The sequence below is a fragment of the Pseudomonas sp. 2822-15 genome (assembly GCF_002742515.1).
GTDB classification, from domain to species: domain Bacteria; phylum Pseudomonadota; class Gammaproteobacteria; order Pseudomonadales; family Pseudomonadaceae; genus Aquipseudomonas; species Aquipseudomonas salomonii.
On the sequence record NZ_LJRY01000203.1, the window covers coordinates 23,873 to 42,571 of the forward strand.

Here is an 18,699-nt window from a genome sequence, read left to right on the forward strand (position 1 = left end):
TTTCATATCCCGCTTAGGGATTTCTCATTCTCATCCGTCTTAACTTAGATACAGCCCGTCGCGTCAGCAAAAGCTACGACCGGCCTTTTCCGGGCCTCCTTCGCCCTCCTCCGATCAAGACCCGCATCCACATGTCGAAGAAGTCACGCTCAAAACTCTGGTTTCTGGTTCATAGCTGGCTGGCGTTGCCCATCTGGTTTTTCGTACTGATCGTCTGCGTCACCGGCACCCTGGCGGTGGTCAGCCAGGAAATCGTCTGGCTGGCCAACCCGGACATCCGCGCCAGCAAGCCGTCGGACGATGCCGAACGGCTGAGTTACGACCAGGTCATCGGCGCCATCAAGCGCAACGAGCCCCAGGCGATCGTGCAGTCGATCACCCGCCCGGACGAGTCGCACTTCGCGCTGAGTGTCGACCTCAGTTACCCCGACGGGCGCTCGGTGGAGGTCTACGTCAACCCGTATACCGGTGTGATCCAGGGCATCAGCCCGGCGTTCAACTTCCAGCAATTTACCCGTGCGTTGCACGGCTGGTGGCTGGTGCCGTTCACCAATGGCTACAGCTGGGGCTGGTACCTGGTGTCGGCACTTGGCATACCGCTGCTGGCATCACTGGTGACCGGGCTGGTGGTGTACAAGCGGTTCTGGAAGGGGTTTCTGCGCCCGACCCTGCGCATCCGCCATGGCGCGCGGATCTTCTGGGGCGACTTCCACCGTTTGAGCGGTATCTGGTCGATCTGGTTTATCGCGGTGATTTCCATCACCGGCATCTGGTTCCTGATCCGGGCCATTCTGGGCGACAACCAGATCTCCATCTCCAGTGAGCCCATCGTGCCGGTGATTGCCCGGGAGAAAGTGCCTGTATCGGCACCGGGCGTACCGGCACCGATGATCCCGATCGATCGGGCCATCGAAATCGCCACGCAGCGCATCCCAGGGCTGGAGGCCAGTTTTGTGTTCCTGCCCAGCAACGCCTACAGCCACCTGCAGATCGGCGGGCGCGGCTGGTACCCGTTGATGTTCCAGACGGCGCAGCTCAACCCGTACGACGGTGAAATTGCCGTGTCGCACCTGCTGTCCGACCGCTCGACACTGGAGTTCGTCACCGAATCCATGCGCCCGCTGCACACCGGCGACTTTGGCGGCCTGTGGGTCAAGCTGATCTGGGCGTTCTTCGGCCTGATCATGAGCATGATGGTGTTGAGCGGTCTGCTGATCTGGACCAAACGCACCGCGCTGGCCACGCTCAACGCCTTCAAGCGCGAGGCCAAGACCCAACGCGCACCGGCCGTCGCCACGGCCAGGCAGGCTGAAACCTCGGAGGCCAACTGATGAGCAAACGTGCGACCACCACACCGCCTTCGCCGCTGCGGGCCTTTTGGCTCAAGTGGCGCTTCCACATCAATGTCCTGCTGTTGCTGGTGCCCCTGGGGTTCATGCCCAAGTACTTTGCCGACGCCGCACTGTTTCGCGGTGACAGCGGCATTGGCGAGCGGGTGGCCGGCGAAGTGCAGGTGGGGCCGTGGAGCCTGACCCTGGCAGAGTTTCGCAACGAAGGCCCGCGCCCGGACCCGGCCGGCCCGATGAAATTTTTCAACGCCGCCCTGTGCGGCACCTGCGCCGAGCAGGTCAAGGCCACTTACCTGCGTATCGGCAAACCGCGCAGCCTGCGCGCGGCCGGGGTGATTTTCTTCGGCACGCCGTACCGCATGGGTGCGGTGCTGCCAGTGCCGGAACGCACACCCGTCGATGCCGAAGTGTGGGTGACCATGGAAGGCTGGGACGGCTCCATGCACCAGGGTTCCATCCCGCTGAGCCAGGCCTCGCCTGCCACCATTGCCTGGCTGAACAAGCAAGGAGTTAAACCATGACTTTAATACGCCTGACTCGCGCCGTTTTACTGCTCTGCGCCGGCGTCAGCAGCGTCGCCCTGGCCCATAACCCGATGTGCGAATGCAAGGAAATCCCCGGCGAGCAGATCCAGTGCACCGGCGGTTTTTCCGACGGCAGCGGCGCGCCGGGCGTGACCCTGGACGTGATCGGCTATGACGAAACCATCCTGCTGCCGGGCAAGCTTGGCCAGGACTCGACCCTGACCTTCAAAAAGCCCTCGGCCGAGTTCTATGTGCTGTTTGATGCAGGCCCCGGCCACGTGGTGGAAATCGACCAAGCGGATATCCAGCGCCAATGAGCACCACACAGGTTGTACGGCCCGCCGGGGCCGGCCATGAAACCCTCTACGTGTTGCTGCTGTGCCTGATTATCCTCGCGGTGGCTGGCACCGTGGTGGCGCTGCACGGTGAAACCCAGGAGGTCGCCGCCGTGCCCAGCCACCAGTTGGATGCGCGCCGCGACCTGAGCGCTGCCGAGCAAGGCATCTACGCCGACCTGCGCGTAACCCTGGATGAAATCCAGCTGTTGCAGCAGGAGCAAAGCGCCCTGCCGACACCCGAGCAACTGGCCGAAGAAGGCTTCGCGCCGTTCGCCCAGGACGCCAGTTCGGTGAGCCGTGGCGACCATCGCTGGCAGCTGCTGGAGCCTGCGGCCTACCTGGGTTTGAGCCAGGCGCCGAGCACCAGCGGCTCGGTGCTGATGCGCGTGCAAGGCGCCGAGCCGGATGTGTGGCTCAACCGCCAGGCCGACCTCGCCGCCCCGGCCGACCTCACCGACGCAGCGCTGATCGCCGCCGGCTGGCGCCAGGTGGTCACGCAATTCGATGCCGGCGTGACCCGCCAGCACCGTCACTGAACCAGAAGACCGAGTGCCCATGTCTATTTCATCGCCCCTGTTACGCCTGTTGCTGGTTGGCCTGTTCAGCCTGATGCTCACCCCACTCGCAAATGCCGAGGCGGCCAAGCGCCTGCGCATCGGCATCACCCTGCACCCGTATTACAGCTACGTGGCCAATATCGTCGGCGACAAGGCCGAGGTGGTGCCGCTGATTCCGGCCGGTTTCAACCCCCACGCCTACGAACCGCGCGCCGAAGACATCAAGCGCATCGGCACCCTGGACGTCATCGTGCTCAACGGCGTCGGCCATGATGATTTTGCCGACCGCATGATCGCCACCAGCGAGCGCCCGGACATCCCGGTGATCGAAGCCAACGCCAACGTGCCGCTGCTGGCCGCCACCGGTAACGCCGCGCGCGGTGCGGGCAAGGTGGTCAACCCGCACACCTTCCTGTCGATCAGTGCGTCGATTGCCCAGGTCAACAACATTGCCCGCGAACTGGGCAAGCTCGACCCGGACAATGCCAAGACCTACACCCAAAACGCCCGCGCCTACGGCAAGCGCCTGCGCCAGATGCGCGCCGATGCCCTCGCCAAGCTGACCAGCGCGCCGAACCCGGACCTGCGCGTCGCTACCGTACACGCGGCCTACGACTACCTGCTGCGCGAATTCGGCCTGGAAGTCACCGCCGTGGTCGAGCCCGCCCATGGCATTGAGCCCAGCCCCAGCCAGTTGAAAAAGACCATCGACGAACTGCGCGCACTGGATGTGAAGGTGATCTTCTCGGAGATGGATTTCCCGTCCACCTACGTCGAGACCATCCAGCGTGAATCCGGGGTCAAGCTGTACCCGCTGTCGCATATTTCCTACGGCGAATACACGCCCGAGAAATACGAAGTGGAAATGACCGGCAACCTCAACACCGTGGTACGGGCGATTCAGGAGTCGGGGGCATGACGGCAGCGCAGCCATTGAAGGTGGCCAGCATTGGCCCGACCCTTGAGTTCGACAAGGTCTCGCTGACGCTGGGCCGCACGGTGATTCTCGACGCAGTGAGCTTCCAGGTCGAACCGGGCAGCATCCACGCCTTGGTCGGCCCGAACGGCGGCGGCAAAAGCTCGCTGATCAAGACCTTGCTGGGGCAGACCCCGCACCAGGGCCAATTGCGCCTGCACTGGCCGACTACGCCAGGCACGGTCGGCTATGTGCCCCAGGCGCTGGAATTCGATCGGGGCCTGCCGATGACCGTCGACGATTTCATGGCCGCCATGTGCCAGCGGCGCCCGGCATTTCTGGGCCTGTCCCGGCATTACGCCGCCGCGATTGGCGAAGCGCTGGAACGGGTCGGTATGCAGGACAAACGCAAGCGCCGCATGGGCGCGTTGTCCGGCGGTGAGCGTCAGCGCGTGCTGTTGGCCCAAGGCCTGATCCCGGCGCCACAGCTGCTGGTGCTGGATGAGCCGATGTCGGCACTCGATGAAGCCGGTATCCAGGTGTTCGAGCGGCTGCTTAATGACTGGCGCCTGGCCGGGATCACCGTGCTGTGGATCGAGCATGACCTGGAAGCCGTGGGCCGTCTGGCCGATCGCGTTACCGGCCTGAACCGCCGCGTGCTGTTCGACGCCACGCCGAAAGAAGCGCTGACCCCGGACCGCCTGCTGAGCCTGTTTTCCACCCACCCTCGGAGCCCGGCGTGATGAGTTATGAAGCCTTTCGTTTGATGGTCCAGGGCTGGGCTTCATCCGGCTACCTGCCGGAAGCGCTGGCCTATGGGTTTGTGGTCAACGCCTTGCTCGCCGGCTTGCTGATCGGCCCGGTGCTGGGCGGCCTGGGCACGCTGGTAGTGGTCAAGCGCTTTGCGTTCTTCTCTGAAGCCGTCGGGCATGCCGCGTTGACCGGCGTGGCCGTGGGCATCCTGCTCGGCGAACCCTATACCGGGCCTTACGGCAGCCTCTTCGGCTACTGCCTGTTGTTCGGCATCCTGCTCAATTACCTGCGCAACCGCACCGGTTTGGCGCCGGACACCCTGATCGGCGTGTTCCTCTCGGTGTCGCTGGCGTTGGGCGCGAGCCTGCTGTTGATTCTGGCGGGCAAGATCAACGTGCACATTCTGGAAAACGTGTTGTTCGGCTCGGTGCTGACGGTGAACGGCAATGACCTGCTGGTGTTGGCGGTCGTCGGCTCACTGGTGATGGCCCTGGCGCTGCCGCTGTACAACCGCATCATGCTGGCCAGCTTCAACCCGCAATTGGCCGCTGTGCGTGGCGTGGCCGTCAAAACCCTGGACTACCTGTTCGTGATCCTGGTGACCTTGATCACCGTGGCGGCGGTCAAGGTGATCGGGGCTATTTTGGTCGGCGCCCTGCTGGTGATTCCGGCGGCGGCAGCGCGCCTGTTGAGCCAGTCGCTCAAGGGGTTTTTCTGGGTCTCGGTGGTGATCGCCACGCTCAGCACGCTGTGCGGCATTCTGCTGCCGATCATCTTCGACCTGCCCATCCCGTCCGGTGCCGCGATCATTCTGGTGGCCGGTATCGCCTTCGCCTTTGCCGCCATCGCGCGCGGCACCGTGCCCAGCCTCAAAGGGAATCTTGGATAATGCGCCCTGTTTTTCATCCGCTGGCTTTGGCCATTGCCTGTTTATTCACTGCGCCGTTGATGGCCGCTCAAGCTGCAAAACCGCCGGTGCACGCCGCCAAACCGGTGAAAGTGCTGGCCTCGCTGCCCATCACCTACGGCCTGGCCGAGGTGCTGCTCAAAGGCACCGATGTACAGCTTGAGCGCGCAGCACCGGCCAACCTGCCCGGTTCGCGGCAGGTGTCCTACTTCACCGGCCGGGGTGCGCCGGCCTTGGGCAGTTTGGCCCAGGACGCCGACGCGGCTATCGGCCTGCGCTCGCTGTGGGCGGATGACCCGCTCTACCCGGTGGCGCGGCGCAGCAATATCCGAATCGTCGAAGTGGACGCCGCGCGCCCGGTGGACGGCGGCTTGCCGGGTATCGCCGTGCAACCGGGCAGCGCCGACGGCCTGAACAGCCAGCCATGGCAGTCGAGCAACAACATGGGGCGCATGGCCGATGTGATGGCGGCCGACCTGAGCCGCCTGGCGCCCACGGCCAAACCCAAAATCGACGCCAACCTCGCGGCGCTCAAACAACGCCTGCTCAAACTCAGCGCCGACAGCGAAGCAAGACTGGCCAAGGCGGACAACCTGAGTGTGCTCAGCTTGAGTGATCACTTTGCGTATCTGGTCAGCAGCCTGAACCTGGAAGTGCTCAGCACCGATGCCCGGCCGGATGCGCAGTGGACGCCTGAGGCCTTGCACACACTCACTGCCGACTTGAAGAGCAACGACGTGGCCGTGGTGCTGCATCACCGCCAACCGAGTGAGGCCGTTAAAGCGGCGGTGACGGCAGGCGGTGCGCAACTGTTGGTGTTGAATGTCGACGGGCCGGACCCGGTGGCGGAGCTGGAAGGCAATGTGGATCAGGTGATCAAGGCGCTGGTGCCGTAAGTGTGGGAGCTGGCTTGCCTGCTCCCTCATTTAGCTCGTGGTACATCCGTTGAATGTCGGCCGCTCAAACCACATCCACACCCACATGAATCGCATCATGACGCCAGAACTCCAGGTCGCAGTCGATCAGGCGCTCATGCTGGTCATAGTTGACCCGGGCAATCCGCAAGCCGGGGCTGCCCACCGACACACGCAATGCGGCGGCGGCCTCCACCGGCAGTGAAGTCGGCACAATCTCGAAACGCACGCGGCCGTAATGCAGGTCGTACTTGCGGGCATACAACTCGGTCATCGACTGGTTCAGGTCGCACGCCAGAATGCCCGGGAAATACTGCGGGTTCAGGTAATGCTCCACATACAGCACCAAGCGCCCATCGATCCGCCGGCCCCGGCATATCTGGATCACGCTCGACAACGCCGGCAACTGCAACCACGCACATACCGCCGCCGACGCCGGTTGCAGCCGCGCCGAAATCACTTCGGTCGACGCTACGCGCCCTTGTTCAGTGACCATCGCGTGAAAGTGGCTGCGCTGCATCAGGTTATAAGCCAGGCGCGGCGGCGAGACGAACCAGCCACGTCGCTCCTCGCGATAGATCTGGCCCTGGGCCTCGAGTTGTAACAAGGCTTCCCGCACCGTAATGCGGGTGGTACCAAACAACTCGCTGAGTTTGCGCTCGGCAGGCAATTTACTCGCAGGCGGCAACAGCCCGTGGACGATCTGCTCTTGCAGTGCCAGGCCGATGGATGTCACCGCCTTGATTGCCTCATCACGCATCAACGTTACCTATCTGGACTAGACCAGCACCGTTCAGGTGCATAAACCGTGCTGTATTCGGGCGTCTGCCGTTACCCGCCAGCCTAGGCATTACAGATGACCGACAGATGACAGTCCGTGCTGCCGCTTTACTCCACACCCTGCAATACATCGGCCAAGTCCAGGGGCTGCGGGCACTTGGGCATGGTCTACGCTGAGTCTGAAGTCAGCGACATAAACGCTTTAAAAACGACATCGACATGAAACTGTCATCCACCGAGCCTAAATTGGCTCAGGTATTGCTGACCTAGACCAACACCATCGCAATCGTTCGTAAAAACGCAGCGTTGAAAACGCCCAAAGGAGCTTCGGATGAAACAGCTTTTCCTGGCATCACTGTTAGGCTCGACCATTGCCATGTGCACCGCCGCCATGGCTGCTGATACCGATCTAAAAACGCTCGAAGCCGCCGCGAAATCGGAAGGCGCCGTCAACAGCGTCGGCATGCCCGATGACTGGGCCAACTGGAAAGGCACCTGGGACGACCTGGCCAAGACCTATGGCCTCAAGCACATCGACACCGACATGAGCTCGGCCCAGGAAATCGCCAAGTTCGCCGCCGAAAAAGACAACGCCAGCGCCGATATCGGTGACGTCGGCGCCGCCTTCGGCCCGATTGCGGTGAAACAGGGCGTGGCACAGCCGTACAAACCCACCACTTGGGCACAAGTGCCGGATTGGGCCAAAGATAAAGACGGCAACTGGGCCCTGGCCTACACCGGCACCATCGCCTTTATCGTCAACAAAAAACTGCTGCACGGCTCTGAAGCCCCAAAAAGCTGGGCTGACCTGAAAACCGGTAAATACAAAGTCTCTATTGGTGATGTGAGCACCGCCGCCCAAGCCGCCAATGGCGTGCTGGCTGCCGCCCTGGCCAACGGTGGCGACGAAAAAAACATCCAGCCTGCGCTGCTGATGTTTGCCGAGATCGCCAAGCAAGGTCGCCTGTCGCTGGCGAATCCGACCATCGCCACCATGGAAAAGGGCGAAGTCGAAGTGGGCGTGGTCTGGGACTTCAACGGCCTGAGCTACAAAGCCAAGATGGCTAACCCGGATGACTACGTGGTGCTGATCCCGTCGGACGGCTCGGTGATTTCCGGCTACACCACCATCATCAACAAGTACGCCAAGCACCCGAACGCCGCCAAGCTGACCCGCGAATACATCTTCAGTGACGCCGGCCAGACCAACCTGGCACGCGGCAACGCACGTCCGATCCGTGCCGAGCACCTGACCTTGCCGGCTGATGTACAGGCCAAGCTGCTGCCGAACGAGCAGTACAAGAAAGTCACGCCGATCAAAGATGCCGACGCGTGGGAGAAAACCTCCAAGGCACTGCCGCAGAAGTGGCAGGAAGAAGTCATCATCAATATGCAGTAACGCTTTAGACACATTGGATGTCCACTGGAGATCCAATGTGGGAGCGGGCTTGTGTGGGAGCTGGCTTGCCTGCGATGCAGACGACTCGGTTTGTCTTGTGAACCGAGGTGATGCTATCGCAGGCAAGCCAGCTCCCACACAAGCCAGCTCCCACAGTTGATCCATTTCCAACCGAAAAATCGAGTCAAGTCTAATTCGTCGCGGAGCCCCAGCCCCTATGAAGCACAACGTCATCCTTGTGGTGCTCGACGGCCTGAACTACGAGGTTGCCCGACATGCCATGGGGCATCTCCAGGCCTATATCGGCGCAGGACGCGCAGCGCTTTACAAACTGGAATGTGAACTGCCGGCCCTGTCCCGGCCGTTGTATGAATGCATCCTCACCGGCGTGCCGCCGATCGACAGCGGCATTGTCCACAACCAAGTCTCACGCTTGTCCAACCAGCGCAGCGTTTTCCATTACGCCACCGATGCGGGTCTCACCACCGCGGCGGCGGCTTACCACTGGGTCAGCGAGTTGTATAACCGCACGCCTTTTGAAGCCGCCCGTGATCGTCACACCGACGACAAAGCGCTGGCGATTCAGCACGGGCATTTCTACTGGAATGACCACTACCCCGATTCCCACCTGTTCGCCGACGCCGAAAGCCTGCGGCTCAAGCACGCGCCGAACTTGCTGGTGGTGCACCCGATGAACATCGACGACGCCGGCCACAAGCACGGTCTGGACACCGCGCAATACCGCAACAGCGCGCGCTCGGCCGACATCATCCTCGCCGACTACCTGCAAGGCTGGCTCAACGCCGGCTACCAGGTGCTGGTGACCGCCGACCACGGCATGAACAACGACCGTTCCCATAACGGTGTGCTGCCGGAAGAACGCGAAGTGCCGTTGTTCGTACTGGGCTCGGCCTTCACCTTTGACCCAGGCGCCATCCCGAAGCAAACCGACCTGTGCGGCACCGTCTGCGAACTGCTCGGCGTGCCCCACGACAAACCTGTATGCCGGGAGCTGCTGAAGTGAACGCCATCACCCGTGGCAAATGGCTGGCGATCCTGTGCCTGGTGCCGTTTGCGCTGTTCTTTATCGTGTTTGAAATCGCCCCGCTGGTGTGGGTGATGATCAACAGCCTGCAGTCGGAGGAGTTCGGCTGGGGCCTGGCCAACTTCACCAAAATCTTCAGTTCGAAGTTCTACCTGCAAGCCATCCAGTACAGCCTGGAGATCAGTTTCTACTCCAGCGTGTTCGGGATCATCATCTCGGTGCTCGGCAGCTACTCGTTGCGCCGAGTGGATGGCCCACTGCGTAACTTCGTGACGGCCTTCGCCAACATGACCAGCAACTTTGCCGGCGTGCCCCTGGCCTTCGCCTTCATCATTTTGCTGGGCTTTAACGGCAGCATTACGATCATGCTCAAGCAGGCGGGGATCATTCAGGACTTCAACCTGTACTCCAAGACAGGCCTGATCATTCTGTACACCTACTTCCAGATTCCACTGGGCGTGCTGCTGCTCTACCCGGCCTTCGATGCCTTGCGCGAAGACTGGCGCGAATCGGCCTCGTTGCTCGGTGCCAGCAGTTGGCAGTTCTGGCGGCACATCGGCCTGCCGGTGCTCACTCCGGCCCTGCTGGGCACGTTCGTAATCCTGCTGGCCAACGCCCTCGGCGCCTATGCCACGGTGTATGCATTGACCACCGGCAATTTCAACGTGCTGCCCATTCGTATCGCGGCAATGGTTTCCGGCGACATCTCCCTGGACCCGAACATGGCCAGCGCCCTGGCCGTGGTGCTGGTGGCACTGATGACGGTGGTCACCGTCGTCCATCAACTGCTGCTCAAGAGGAGCTACCATGTCTCGCGCTGAAGCCGGCTCGGCCTCCGTCTACCATCGGGTAGTGGTGTACCTGTTATTTGCGATCCTGGTGTTGCCGCTGGTGGGCACCTTTGTCTACTCCATTGCCAGCAGTTGGTCGGCCACCATCCTGCCCGCCGGGTTTACCCTGAAGTGGTACGTGCAGTTGTGGAGTGACCCGCGCTTTCTGGCCGCCTTCGGTCAGTCGCTGTTGGTGTGCGTGGGTGCGCTGGTGTTGTCGGTGGTGCTGATTCTGCCGCTGCTGTTCGTGGTGCATTACCACTTTCCCAAGCTCGACGCGCTGATGAACATCTTGATCCTGCTGCCCTTCGCGGTGCCGCCGGTGGTGTCATCGGTGGGCTTGTTGCAACTCTACGGCTCCGGGCCATTTGCGATGGTGGGCACGCCGTGGATCCTGATCGGCTGCTACTTCACCGTGGCCTTGCCGTTCATGTACCGCGCGATCACCAACAACCTGCAAGCGATCAACCTGCGCGACCTGATGGACGCCTCGCAGTTGCTGGGTGCCAGCACCTGGCAGGCGGCGATTTTTGTCGTGCTGCCAAACCTGCGCAAAGGCCTGATGGTGGCGCTGCTGCTGTCGTTCTCGTTCCTGTTCGGTGAGTTCGTGTTCGCCAACATCCTGGTGGGCACCCGCTACGAAACCCTGCAGGTGTACCTGAACAACATGCGCAACACGAGCGGCCACTTCACCAGTGCCATCGTCATCTCCTATTTCTTCTTTGTGCTGGTGCTGACCTGGGCCGCCAATATCTTGAACAAGGACAAAAGCCAATGAGCTTCGTCAGCGTCCAACACCTGCAAAAAGCCTACACCGGCACGCCGGTATTCAGTGATATCAACTGCGAAATCGCCAAGGGTGAATTCGTCACCCTGCTCGGCCCGTCCGGTTGCGGCAAGTCGACCCTGCTGCGTTGCATCGCCGGGCTGACCTCGGTGGACAGCGGCAAGATCCTGCTGGATGGCCAGGACATCGTGCCCTTCAGCCCGCAGAAACGGCACATCGGCATGGTGTTCCAGAGCTATGCGCTGTTCCCCAACATGACCGTGGAACAGAACGTCGCCTTCGGCCTGCGCATGCAGAAGGTCAACGCCGACGACAGCCACAAGCGCGTGCAGGAAGTGCTGCAACTGGTGGAACTCAAAGACCTCGCCGGCCGCTACCCGCACCAGATGTCCGGCGGCCAGTGCCAGCGTGTGGCACTCGCCCGCTCGTTGGTGACGCGCCCACGCCTGTTGCTGCTGGATGAACCGCTGTCGGCGCTGGATGCACGGATTCGCAAGCACCTGCGCGAGCAGATCCGCCAGATCCAGCGTGAGCTGGGCCTGACCACGATTTTCGTGACCCATGACCAGGAAGAAGCGCTGACCATGTCAGACCGCATTTTCCTTATGAACCAGGGCAAGATCGTACAAAGCGGTGATGCCGAGACCCTTTACACTGCGCCCGTGGATGTATTTGCCGCCGGTTTTATCGGCAACTACAACCTGCTCGACGCCGACAAGGCCAGCCAGTTGTTGCAACGGCCTATCAGCGGGCGCATCGCGATTCGCCCGGAAGCCATCGAGCTGAGCCGCAGCGGTGAGCTCGACGCGCTGGTACGCAGCCACAGTTTGTTGGGCAACGTGATCCGCTATCGCATCGAAGCGCGTGGCGTGGAATTGGTGGTGGACGTGCTCAACCGCTCGGCCGACGACCTGCACCCGGATGGCCAGCGCCTGGCACTTTCCATCGACCCCAGTGCCTTGTGTGAAGTAGCCTGACGCAACGATTGATTTGAGAGAGCGTGACCGATGGCATTGGTAATTTTTGATCTGGACGACACCTTGATCCACGGCGACTGCGCCACCTTGTGGAGCGAACAGATGGGCCGCCTGGGCTGGGTCGACCCCCCGTCGTTCATGCGCCGCAACGACGAACTGATGGCCGCCTACAGCCGCGGCGAGCTGGCCATGGAAGACTTCATGGACTTCAGCCTGGAGCCCATGATCGGGCGCACGCCGGAAGAGATCGAGCATCTGGTCGAACCGTGGGTGGAAGACATTATCGAGCCGCTGATCTACAGCGACGCCACCAAGACCATCGCCCGCCACCGCGCGAAGGGTGACCGGATCCTGGTGATCTCGGCCTCGGGCACGCACCTGGTCACGCCGATTGCGGCACGTATCGGGATTGATGAAGTGCTGGGCATTGACCTGAACGTCAGCCATGGCGTCTACAGCGGCAAGACCGTGGGCGTGCTGACTTACCGTGAAGGCAAGATCACACGGTTGCTGGCATGGCTCGAGCAGGAAGGTGAAAGCCTTGAAGGCGCGTATTTTTACTCGGATTCGCGCAATGACTTGCCGTTGTTGCTGAAGGTCGATCATCCGCAGGTGGTGAACCCGGATCCGGTGTTGCGCGAGCATGCTGAAAAGGCTGGCTGGCCGATTCACCATTGGGTTTGACCGTTTGAATTGAAAACCCAATCCACTGTGGGAGCTGGCTTGCCTGCGATAGCGGTGCATCAGATGAAACATTCTTCATTGATACACCGCTATCGCAGGCAAGCCAGCTCCCACAGTGGTTGTATTTCTACTTGAGATCAGGCCAGGGTCTCGTCTATCACCAACACCAACTTGCCGGAAATCCGGTTGGTCGCAAGCTCGGCAAACGCCGCCTCGGCATCCTTGATCGGGAAGGTTTTGGCCAGTTGCGGGCTCAAGCGCCCCTCAACAAACAGCGGCCACACATGCTGGCTCAAGTCGCTGAACAGGTCTGCCTTGAACTGATCGCTGCGGCTGCGCAGGGTCGAACCCAGCAGCTGGATGCGCTTGCCCAGCACCTGTGCCAGGTCCAGTTGCGCATCACGGCCGCCCATCAAGCCGATCAATACCCAGCGCCCATCGAGGGCCAACAGCTTCAGATCCATCGCCGCATAATTGCCGCCGACCGGGTCGAGGATCACGTCGAACGGTCCGAAATCGCGCAGCCCTTCAATGCCGTCGGTACGCACCACGCCGCCCTGGGCACCGAGTGCTTCGCAGTAAGCCAGGCGCTCTGCCGAGCCGACGCTGACCCAGCACGGGCTGCCAAACGCCTTGCACAACTGGATCGCCGCCGAGCCCACGCCGCTGGCGCCGGCATGCAGCAAGACTTTTTCACCGGGCTTGAGGCCCGCCAACTGGAACAGATTCAGCCACGCAGTGCTGTACACCTCGGGCAACGCCGCCGCTTCGGTCAACGACAAACCTTCCGGCACCGGCAGCACATGACGGGCATCCACCACCACTTCTTCGGCCATGCCGCCCCCGGCCAGCAGCGCGCAAACGCGGTCGCCGACGTGCCAGGAAGAACCCGCGCCCACTTCGCTGATGACCCCGGAACACTCCAGGCCCAACACTTGGCTGGCGCCAGGAGGTGGCGGATAGAGCCCCGCACGTTGTAATAAATCGGCGCGATTAAGGCCCGCAGCCGCCACACGAATGCGGACTTGGCCTACATCGCAGGTAGGACTGGGTTCTTCCATCCACTCCACATGACCTTCAACGCCTTGCAATGCTTTCACAGTGCCTCCATAGTGAGTCTGGACTGAGCCCGTAGCTGTAGCGCCGGGCTTTTTGCATTATGCGACCGGATCATATGGAACCGGCTCCCTCAAAGACGGCCTAATATGCGTTATCAATTGCCCCCGCGTCGAATCAGCATGAAGCATTTGTTCCCCAGTACCGCCCTCGCTTTTTTCATTGGTCTCGGCTTTGCGTCGATGTCGACCAATACGTTCGCAGCCAACAGCTGGGACAAACTTCAGCCTGATCGCGATGAGGTGATTGCCAGCCTTAACGTCGTCGAGTTGCTCAAGCGCCATCACTACAGCAAGCCGCCGCTGGACGACGCGCGCTCGGTGATCATCTACGACAGCTACCTCAAGCTGCTGGACCCGTCGCGCAGCTACTTCCTGGCCAGCGATATCGCTGAGTTCGACAAGTGGAAGACCCAGTTCGACGACTTCCTCAAGAGCGGCGACCTGCAGCCTGCGTTCACCCTCTACAAGCGCTACCTGGATCGCGTCAAAGCGCGTCTGGACTTCGCCTTGGGTGAGCTGAACAAAGGCGTCGACAAGCTCGACTTCACCCAGAAGGAAACGCTTCTGGTGGATCGCAAGGACGCGCCCTGGCTGACCAGCACCGCCGCCCTCGACGACCTGTGGCGCAAACGCGTCAAGGACGAAGTGCTGCGCCTGAAGATCGCCGGCAAAGAGCCCAAGGCCATTCAAGAGCTGTTGACCAAACGCTACAAGAATCAGCTGGCACGTCTGGATCAGACCCGCGCCGAAGATATCTTCCAGGCCTACATCAACACCTTCGCGATGTCCTACGACCCGCACACCAATTATCTGTCGCCAGATAACGCCGAAAATTTTGATATCAACATGAGTCTGTCGCTGGAAGGCATCGGTGCCGTCCTGCAAAGCGACAATGACCAGGTCAAGATCGTGCGTCTGGTGCCGGCAGGTCCGGCCGACAAGACCAAGCAGGTTGCTCCGGCCGACAAGATCATCGGCGTCGCCCAGGGCGACAAAGAGATGGTCGACGTGGTCGGCTGGCGCCTGGACGAAGTGGTCAAGCTGATCCGCGGGCCGAAAGGCAGCGTGGTGCGCCTGGAAGTGATTCCGCACACCAATGCGCCGAACGACCAGACCAGCAAGATCGTGTCCATCACCCGTGAAGCGGTGAAGCTCGAAGACCAGGCCGTGCAGAAGCAAGTCCTCAACCTCAAGCAGGATGGCAAGGACTACAAACTGGGCATCGTGGTGATTCCTGCGTTCTACCTGGACTTCAAAGCGTTCCGCGCCGGTGACCCGGACTACAAGTCCACCACCCGTGACGTGAAGAAAATCCTGACTGAGCTGCAGAAAGAGAAAGTCGACGGCGTGGTCATCGACCTGCGCAACAACGGCGGCGGTTCCCTGCAGGAAGCCACCGAGCTGACCAGCCTGTTTATCGACAAAGGCCCGACCGTGCTGGTTCGCAACGCGGACGGCCGTGTCGACGTGCTGGAAGACGAGAACCCGGGCGCGTTCTACAAAGGCCCGATGGCGTTGCTGGTCAACCGCCTCTCGGCTTCGGCTTCGGAGATTTTCGCCGGTGCCATGCAGGACTACCACCGCGCGTTGATCGTCGGCGGCCAGACCTTCGGTAAAGGCACCGTGCAGACCATTCAGCCGCTCAACCATGGCGAACTGAAGCTGACCATTGCCAAGTTTTACCGGGTTTCCGGGCAGAGCACCCAGCACCAGGGCGTATTGCCGGATGTGGATTTCCCGTCGATCATCGACACCAAGGAAATCGGCGAAAGCGCGCTGCCTGAGGCAATGCAGTGGGACACCATCCGCCCTGCGATCAAGCCGGCTTCGGACCCGTTCAAGCCGTACCTGACGCAGTTGAAGGCTGACCACGAGACCCGCTCCGCCAAGGATGCCGAGTTTGTGTTTATCCGCGACAAGCTGGCCCTGGCCAAGAAGCTGATGGAAGAAAAAACCGTCAGCCTCAACGAAGTCGATCGCCGTGCGCAGCACACCAGCATCGAAAATCAGCAGCTCGTGCTGGAAAACGCCCGCCGCAAGGCCAAAGGCGAAGACCCGCTCAAAGAGCTGAAGAAAGAAGATGAAGATGCGCTGCCGGCCGAGCCGGAAAAAACCAAGCCGGAAGACGACGCCTACCTGTCCGAGACTGGCAGGGTGCTGCTGGACTACCTGAAAATCAGCAAACAAGTGGCCAAGCAGTAAATGATGGCGATTTAATGTGAACGCTCCCCAGAGTGTCATCATATAGACATCATTCTGTCGTGAAATAAAGGGGCCGCAGGCGTTAAGCCTGCGGTCCTTTTTTTTCGATCGAGATCGCCATGACCATGACCGAACAGCTGAATGCATTGGGCTCAATCCTGGCTCAAGGCAGTTTACACAGCCTGTTCCAACCGATCATTTGCCTGTCCGAACGGCGTATCCTCGGCTACGAAGCGCTCAGCCGTGGCCCGTCAAACAGCCCCTTGCACTCCCCCGTCGCCCTGTTCAGCGTGGCCAGCCATGCCGGGCGCCTCAGCGAGCTGGAAATGGCCTGCCGCGAAAGCGCCTGCCGACGCTTCAGCGAGCAAAAGCTGCCGGGCAAGCTGTTCCTGAATATCTCGCCGGAGTCCTTGATGGAGACGGCGCATCAACCGGGCCGCACCTTGCAGTTGTTGCGCGACTTCGGCATCCCGCCAAGCCAGGTGGTGATCGAACTCACCGAGCAAACACCCACCGACGATTTCGACCTGTTGCAAACCGCGTTGCACCATTACCGCGACATGGGGTTTGCCATCGCCCTGGATGACTTGGGCGCCGGGTATTCGAGCCTGCGCTTGTGGTCGGAACTGCGCCCGGACTACGTGAAAATCGACCGGCACTTTATCGACGGCATCCATCAGGATGCGCTCAAGCGCGAGTTTGTCGGCTCCATCCTGCAAATCGCCAAGGCATCCCGCGCCCAGGTGATTGCCGAAGGTATCGAGTTGCCGGAGGAGTTGGCGGTGCTGACCGAAATGGGTGTTGATCTGGTCCAGGGCTACCTGCTTTGTCGCCCCCAGGAACAACCGCCCCAGGAAGCGCGCCTGATGCTGCCCAAGCAGGACCACACCCATATCACCCTCAGCGAAGAAGGCAGCGACCTCAGCGCCTTGCTCAACGAACAACCGGCGGTGGATCAGGACACCGCCACCGCCCAGGTGCTCGAATCCTTCCGCCGTCAGGCCAACCTCAACTCCCTGGCCGTGCTGGATAGGCGCGGTCACCCGGTCGGCATCGTGCACCGGCATTCGCTGTCGGATGCGCTGCTCAAGCCGTTCGCCACCGACCTGTTCGCACGCAAACCCATCAGTCGCTTGATGAGCGATGACTTCCTGGCGGTGGAGTTGAGCCAATCCCTGCAACAGGTCAGCCGCCTGCTCACCAGCCGTGCGCGGCAACGCATCGAGGAAGACTTCATCATCACCCTCAACGGTGACTACCTGGGCCTGGGTCGGGTGATCGATGTGCTCAAGTTGATCACTGAGCTGAAGATCCAGCAGGCGCGGTATGCCAACCCGCTGACGCTGCTGCCGGGCAACGTGCCGATTCAGCAGTGCTTGACGCGGTTGCTGCAACAACAGCGCGAGTCGGTGATCTGCTACGTGGATATCGACAGCTTCAAGCCGTTCAACGATATCTACGGCTACGGGCGTGGGGATGAGGTGTTGTTGTGCCTGGCTCAGTGCCTGAACGATCGGGTCGACCCCAGCCGCGACTTTGTCGGGCATATTGGCGGCGATGATTTTTTGCTGGTGCTGGGCCCGCAGGATTGGCGCAAGCGGCTCAACCAGTTACTGGATGACTTCCACACCCAATGCCGACGTTTCTACCGCGCCGAGCACTTGGACGCTGGTTGCTTCGTGGCGTTGAACCGCCAGGGCGCGCGCCAGGAATTCGCCTTGCTGTCGTTGTCGATCGGCGTGGTGCATTTATATCCACAGGCTTGTGCACACCTGGATGCCAGCCAGCTGGCGGAGCTGGCCTCGCAAGCCAAGCACCAGGCAAAAGACATTGCCGGTTACAGCATCCATGTGATCGACAGCATGGACAGCCTGCACGCTTAGGCCTCGGCGGACTCCGGGTACTCGTACTCGAACACCCGCACCACTTCCGAAGCGTGCCAGGACGCAGCAGCCACACCGTCGGACGGCCCGCTGAAGCGCCCCAGGCGCTCCACACATTCAAAGAAACCGGTACGCGGCAAGCGGCTGGCGCCCTGGCTGATCACCAGCGAGCTGCGCAAAGGCTGCTCGGCCTTGGCGTCCAGCGCCGCCAGGTGCTCAAGGGCAGCGGCCAGGGTTTGCATGGCCGGCGTGGGAAATTGCAGGCGCTCCAGCAGCGCGCGGTAGGTGAGCAAATGGCGCTGCCGGCGTGCCTGGTCCAGTTCGTTGAGTAACCCATCCCAGTGTTGACGACTGATTCGTAGACTCAAGATTCATCCCTCCAACCTGCAACGCCCAATTCCCAGGCCAGGCTGCGGCGTATGGCGGCATCCGGCTGGCGTTCACCACTTTCAATCAATCCGAGGTACGAAGGGCTGATGCCCACGGTTCGGGCCAGGCTTTCAATGGCCAAACCCTTGGCCTCACGCAGGCCGCGCAGGTCCGCGAGCGGGCGCAAAGCCTGATCGGGCGCGACCTGAGTAGTAGAAGAAGGGGTGGCTACAGGCTGTTGCTGACCGGCAGCTTTTAGTAGCGCCTGGTACTGGTCCCATGGCAACACCGCATACTCGGGTGCGCCATCGCGTGAAATTATCTGAATATCCATGACTGCCCCGTAGGATAACAACACTTACTAAGT

Annotated in this window: 20 protein-coding genes; 16 read left to right on the forward strand and 4 right to left on the reverse strand. The window is 61.3% G+C overall.

Annotated features, from left to right (window positions below; translation table 11 throughout):
• Nucleotides 1-131 precede the first annotated feature (131 nt).
• From AOA59_RS20430 to AOA59_RS20465, 8 genes are read left to right on the forward strand one after another with little or no spacing between them, the layout of a single operon-like run.
• Nucleotides 132-1,331: a PepSY domain-containing protein gene (locus tag AOA59_RS20430; RefSeq protein WP_069786312.1), complete on the forward strand. Its 1,200-nt coding sequence runs from the start codon at nt 132-134 to the stop codon at nt 1,329-1,331.
• A complete protein-coding gene (locus AOA59_RS20435) occupies nt 1,331-1,870 on the forward strand; it encodes a thiamine pyrophosphate-binding protein (protein ID WP_099488884.1) in 540 nt (179 codons plus the stop codon). The genes AOA59_RS20430 and AOA59_RS20435 overlap by 1 nt, the downstream gene beginning before the upstream one ends.
• Complete coding sequence (locus AOA59_RS20440) at nt 1,867-2,190, forward strand: hypothetical protein (protein ID WP_099488885.1); 324 nt, start codon at nt 1,867-1,869, stop codon at nt 2,188-2,190. The genes AOA59_RS20435 and AOA59_RS20440 overlap by 4 nt, the downstream gene beginning before the upstream one ends.
• Nucleotides 2,187-2,747: a DUF6162 family protein gene (locus tag AOA59_RS20445; protein WP_099488886.1), complete on the forward strand. Its 561-nt coding sequence runs from the start codon at nt 2,187-2,189 to the stop codon at nt 2,745-2,747. Before AOA59_RS20440 ends, AOA59_RS20445 begins: the two co-directional genes overlap by 4 nt.
• 19 nt (nt 2,748-2,766) lie before the next feature.
• Nucleotides 2,767-3,687, forward strand: a complete 921-nt coding sequence (locus tag AOA59_RS20450) for a metal ABC transporter substrate-binding protein (protein ID WP_069786315.1) — start codon at nt 2,767-2,769, stop codon at nt 3,685-3,687.
• Nucleotides 3,684-4,427: a metal ABC transporter ATP-binding protein gene (locus AOA59_RS20455; RefSeq protein ID WP_065931732.1), complete on the forward strand. Its 744-nt coding sequence runs from the start codon at nt 3,684-3,686 to the stop codon at nt 4,425-4,427. Before AOA59_RS20450 ends, AOA59_RS20455 begins: the two co-directional genes overlap by 4 nt.
• The gene (locus AOA59_RS20460; protein WP_056859671.1) at nt 4,427-5,326 is read left to right on the forward strand and encodes a metal ABC transporter permease; all 900 of its coding nucleotides are present in this window, start codon (nt 4,427-4,429) and stop codon (nt 5,324-5,326) included. Before AOA59_RS20455 ends, AOA59_RS20460 begins: the two co-directional genes overlap by 1 nt.
• A complete protein-coding gene (locus AOA59_RS20465; protein ID WP_065931731.1) occupies nt 5,326-6,240 on the forward strand; it encodes a metal ABC transporter solute-binding protein, Zn/Mn family in 915 nt (304 codons plus the stop codon). The genes AOA59_RS20460 and AOA59_RS20465 overlap by 1 nt, the downstream gene beginning before the upstream one ends.
• 64 nt (nt 6,241-6,304) lie before the next feature.
• On the opposite strand, the gene AOA59_RS20470 is transcribed toward AOA59_RS20465, so the two are convergent.
• Nucleotides 6,305-7,018 carry a UTRA domain-containing protein gene (locus tag AOA59_RS20470; protein ID WP_065931730.1) on the reverse strand — a complete coding sequence of 238 codons (714 nt, stop codon included), beginning with the start codon at nt 7,016-7,018 and terminating at the stop codon, nt 6,305-6,307.
• A 351-nt stretch (nt 7,019-7,369) separates the two neighbouring features.
• Between AOA59_RS20470 and AOA59_RS20475 the strand changes: the two genes are divergently transcribed.
• From AOA59_RS20475 to AOA59_RS20500, 6 genes are all read left to right on the forward strand, one after another.
• The gene (locus tag AOA59_RS20475; RefSeq protein WP_056859668.1) at nt 7,370-8,437 is read left to right on the forward strand and encodes an ABC transporter substrate-binding protein; all 1,068 of its coding nucleotides are present in this window, start codon (nt 7,370-7,372) and stop codon (nt 8,435-8,437) included.
• Nucleotides 8,438-8,654: 217 nt separating this feature from the next.
• Nucleotides 8,655-9,461, forward strand: coding sequence for an alkaline phosphatase family protein (locus AOA59_RS20480; RefSeq protein WP_099488887.1), 807 nt, complete (start codon nt 8,655-8,657; stop codon nt 9,459-9,461).
• The gene (locus AOA59_RS20485; RefSeq protein ID WP_218177958.1) at nt 9,440-10,303 is read left to right on the forward strand and encodes an ABC transporter permease subunit; all 864 of its coding nucleotides are present in this window, start codon (nt 9,440-9,442) and stop codon (nt 10,301-10,303) included. The genes AOA59_RS20480 and AOA59_RS20485 overlap by 22 nt, the downstream gene beginning before the upstream one ends.
• Nucleotides 10,290-11,090, forward strand: a complete 801-nt coding sequence (locus AOA59_RS20490; RefSeq protein WP_056859665.1) for an ABC transporter permease — start codon at nt 10,290-10,292, stop codon at nt 11,088-11,090. Before AOA59_RS20485 ends, AOA59_RS20490 begins: the two co-directional genes overlap by 14 nt.
• Nucleotides 11,087-12,076 (forward strand): ABC transporter ATP-binding protein, encoded by a 990-nt coding sequence (locus tag AOA59_RS20495; protein ID WP_099488888.1) that lies wholly within the window; start codon nt 11,087-11,089, stop codon nt 12,074-12,076. Before AOA59_RS20490 ends, AOA59_RS20495 begins: the two co-directional genes overlap by 4 nt.
• Before the next feature lie 30 nt (nt 12,077-12,106).
• Nucleotides 12,107-12,760 (forward strand): HAD family phosphatase, encoded by a 654-nt coding sequence (locus tag AOA59_RS20500; protein WP_099488889.1) that lies wholly within the window; start codon nt 12,107-12,109, stop codon nt 12,758-12,760.
• 137 nt (nt 12,761-12,897) lie between these two features.
• On the opposite strand, the gene AOA59_RS20505 is transcribed toward AOA59_RS20500, so the two are convergent.
• Complete coding sequence (locus AOA59_RS20505; RefSeq protein WP_099488890.1) at nt 12,898-13,860, reverse strand: zinc-binding dehydrogenase; 963 nt, start codon at nt 13,858-13,860, stop codon at nt 12,898-12,900.
• 105 nt (nt 13,861-13,965) lie between these two features.
• On the opposite strand from AOA59_RS20505, the gene AOA59_RS20510 reads away from it, so the two are divergent.
• Both AOA59_RS20510 and AOA59_RS20515 read left to right on the forward strand, forming a co-directional pair.
• The gene (locus tag AOA59_RS20510) at nt 13,966-16,080 is read left to right on the forward strand and encodes a carboxy terminal-processing peptidase (protein WP_099488891.1); all 2,115 of its coding nucleotides are present in this window, start codon (nt 13,966-13,968) and stop codon (nt 16,078-16,080) included.
• 119 nt (nt 16,081-16,199) lie between these two features.
• On the forward strand, nt 16,200-17,963 hold the full coding sequence (locus AOA59_RS20515) for a bifunctional diguanylate cyclase/phosphodiesterase (RefSeq protein ID WP_099488892.1): 1,764 nt from the start codon (nt 16,200-16,202) through the stop codon (nt 17,961-17,963).
• Here the strand turns inward: AOA59_RS20515 and AOA59_RS20520 are convergent.
• A complete protein-coding gene (locus AOA59_RS20520) occupies nt 17,960-18,331 on the reverse strand; it encodes a hypothetical protein (RefSeq protein WP_005786715.1) in 372 nt (123 codons plus the stop codon). The genes AOA59_RS20515 and AOA59_RS20520 overlap by 4 nt on opposite strands.
• On the reverse strand, nt 18,328-18,666 hold the full coding sequence (locus AOA59_RS20525) for a helix-turn-helix transcriptional regulator (protein WP_065931760.1): 339 nt from the start codon (nt 18,664-18,666) through the stop codon (nt 18,328-18,330). Before AOA59_RS20525 ends, AOA59_RS20520 begins: the two co-directional genes overlap by 4 nt.
• Between the last annotated feature and the right edge of the window lie 33 nt (nt 18,667-18,699).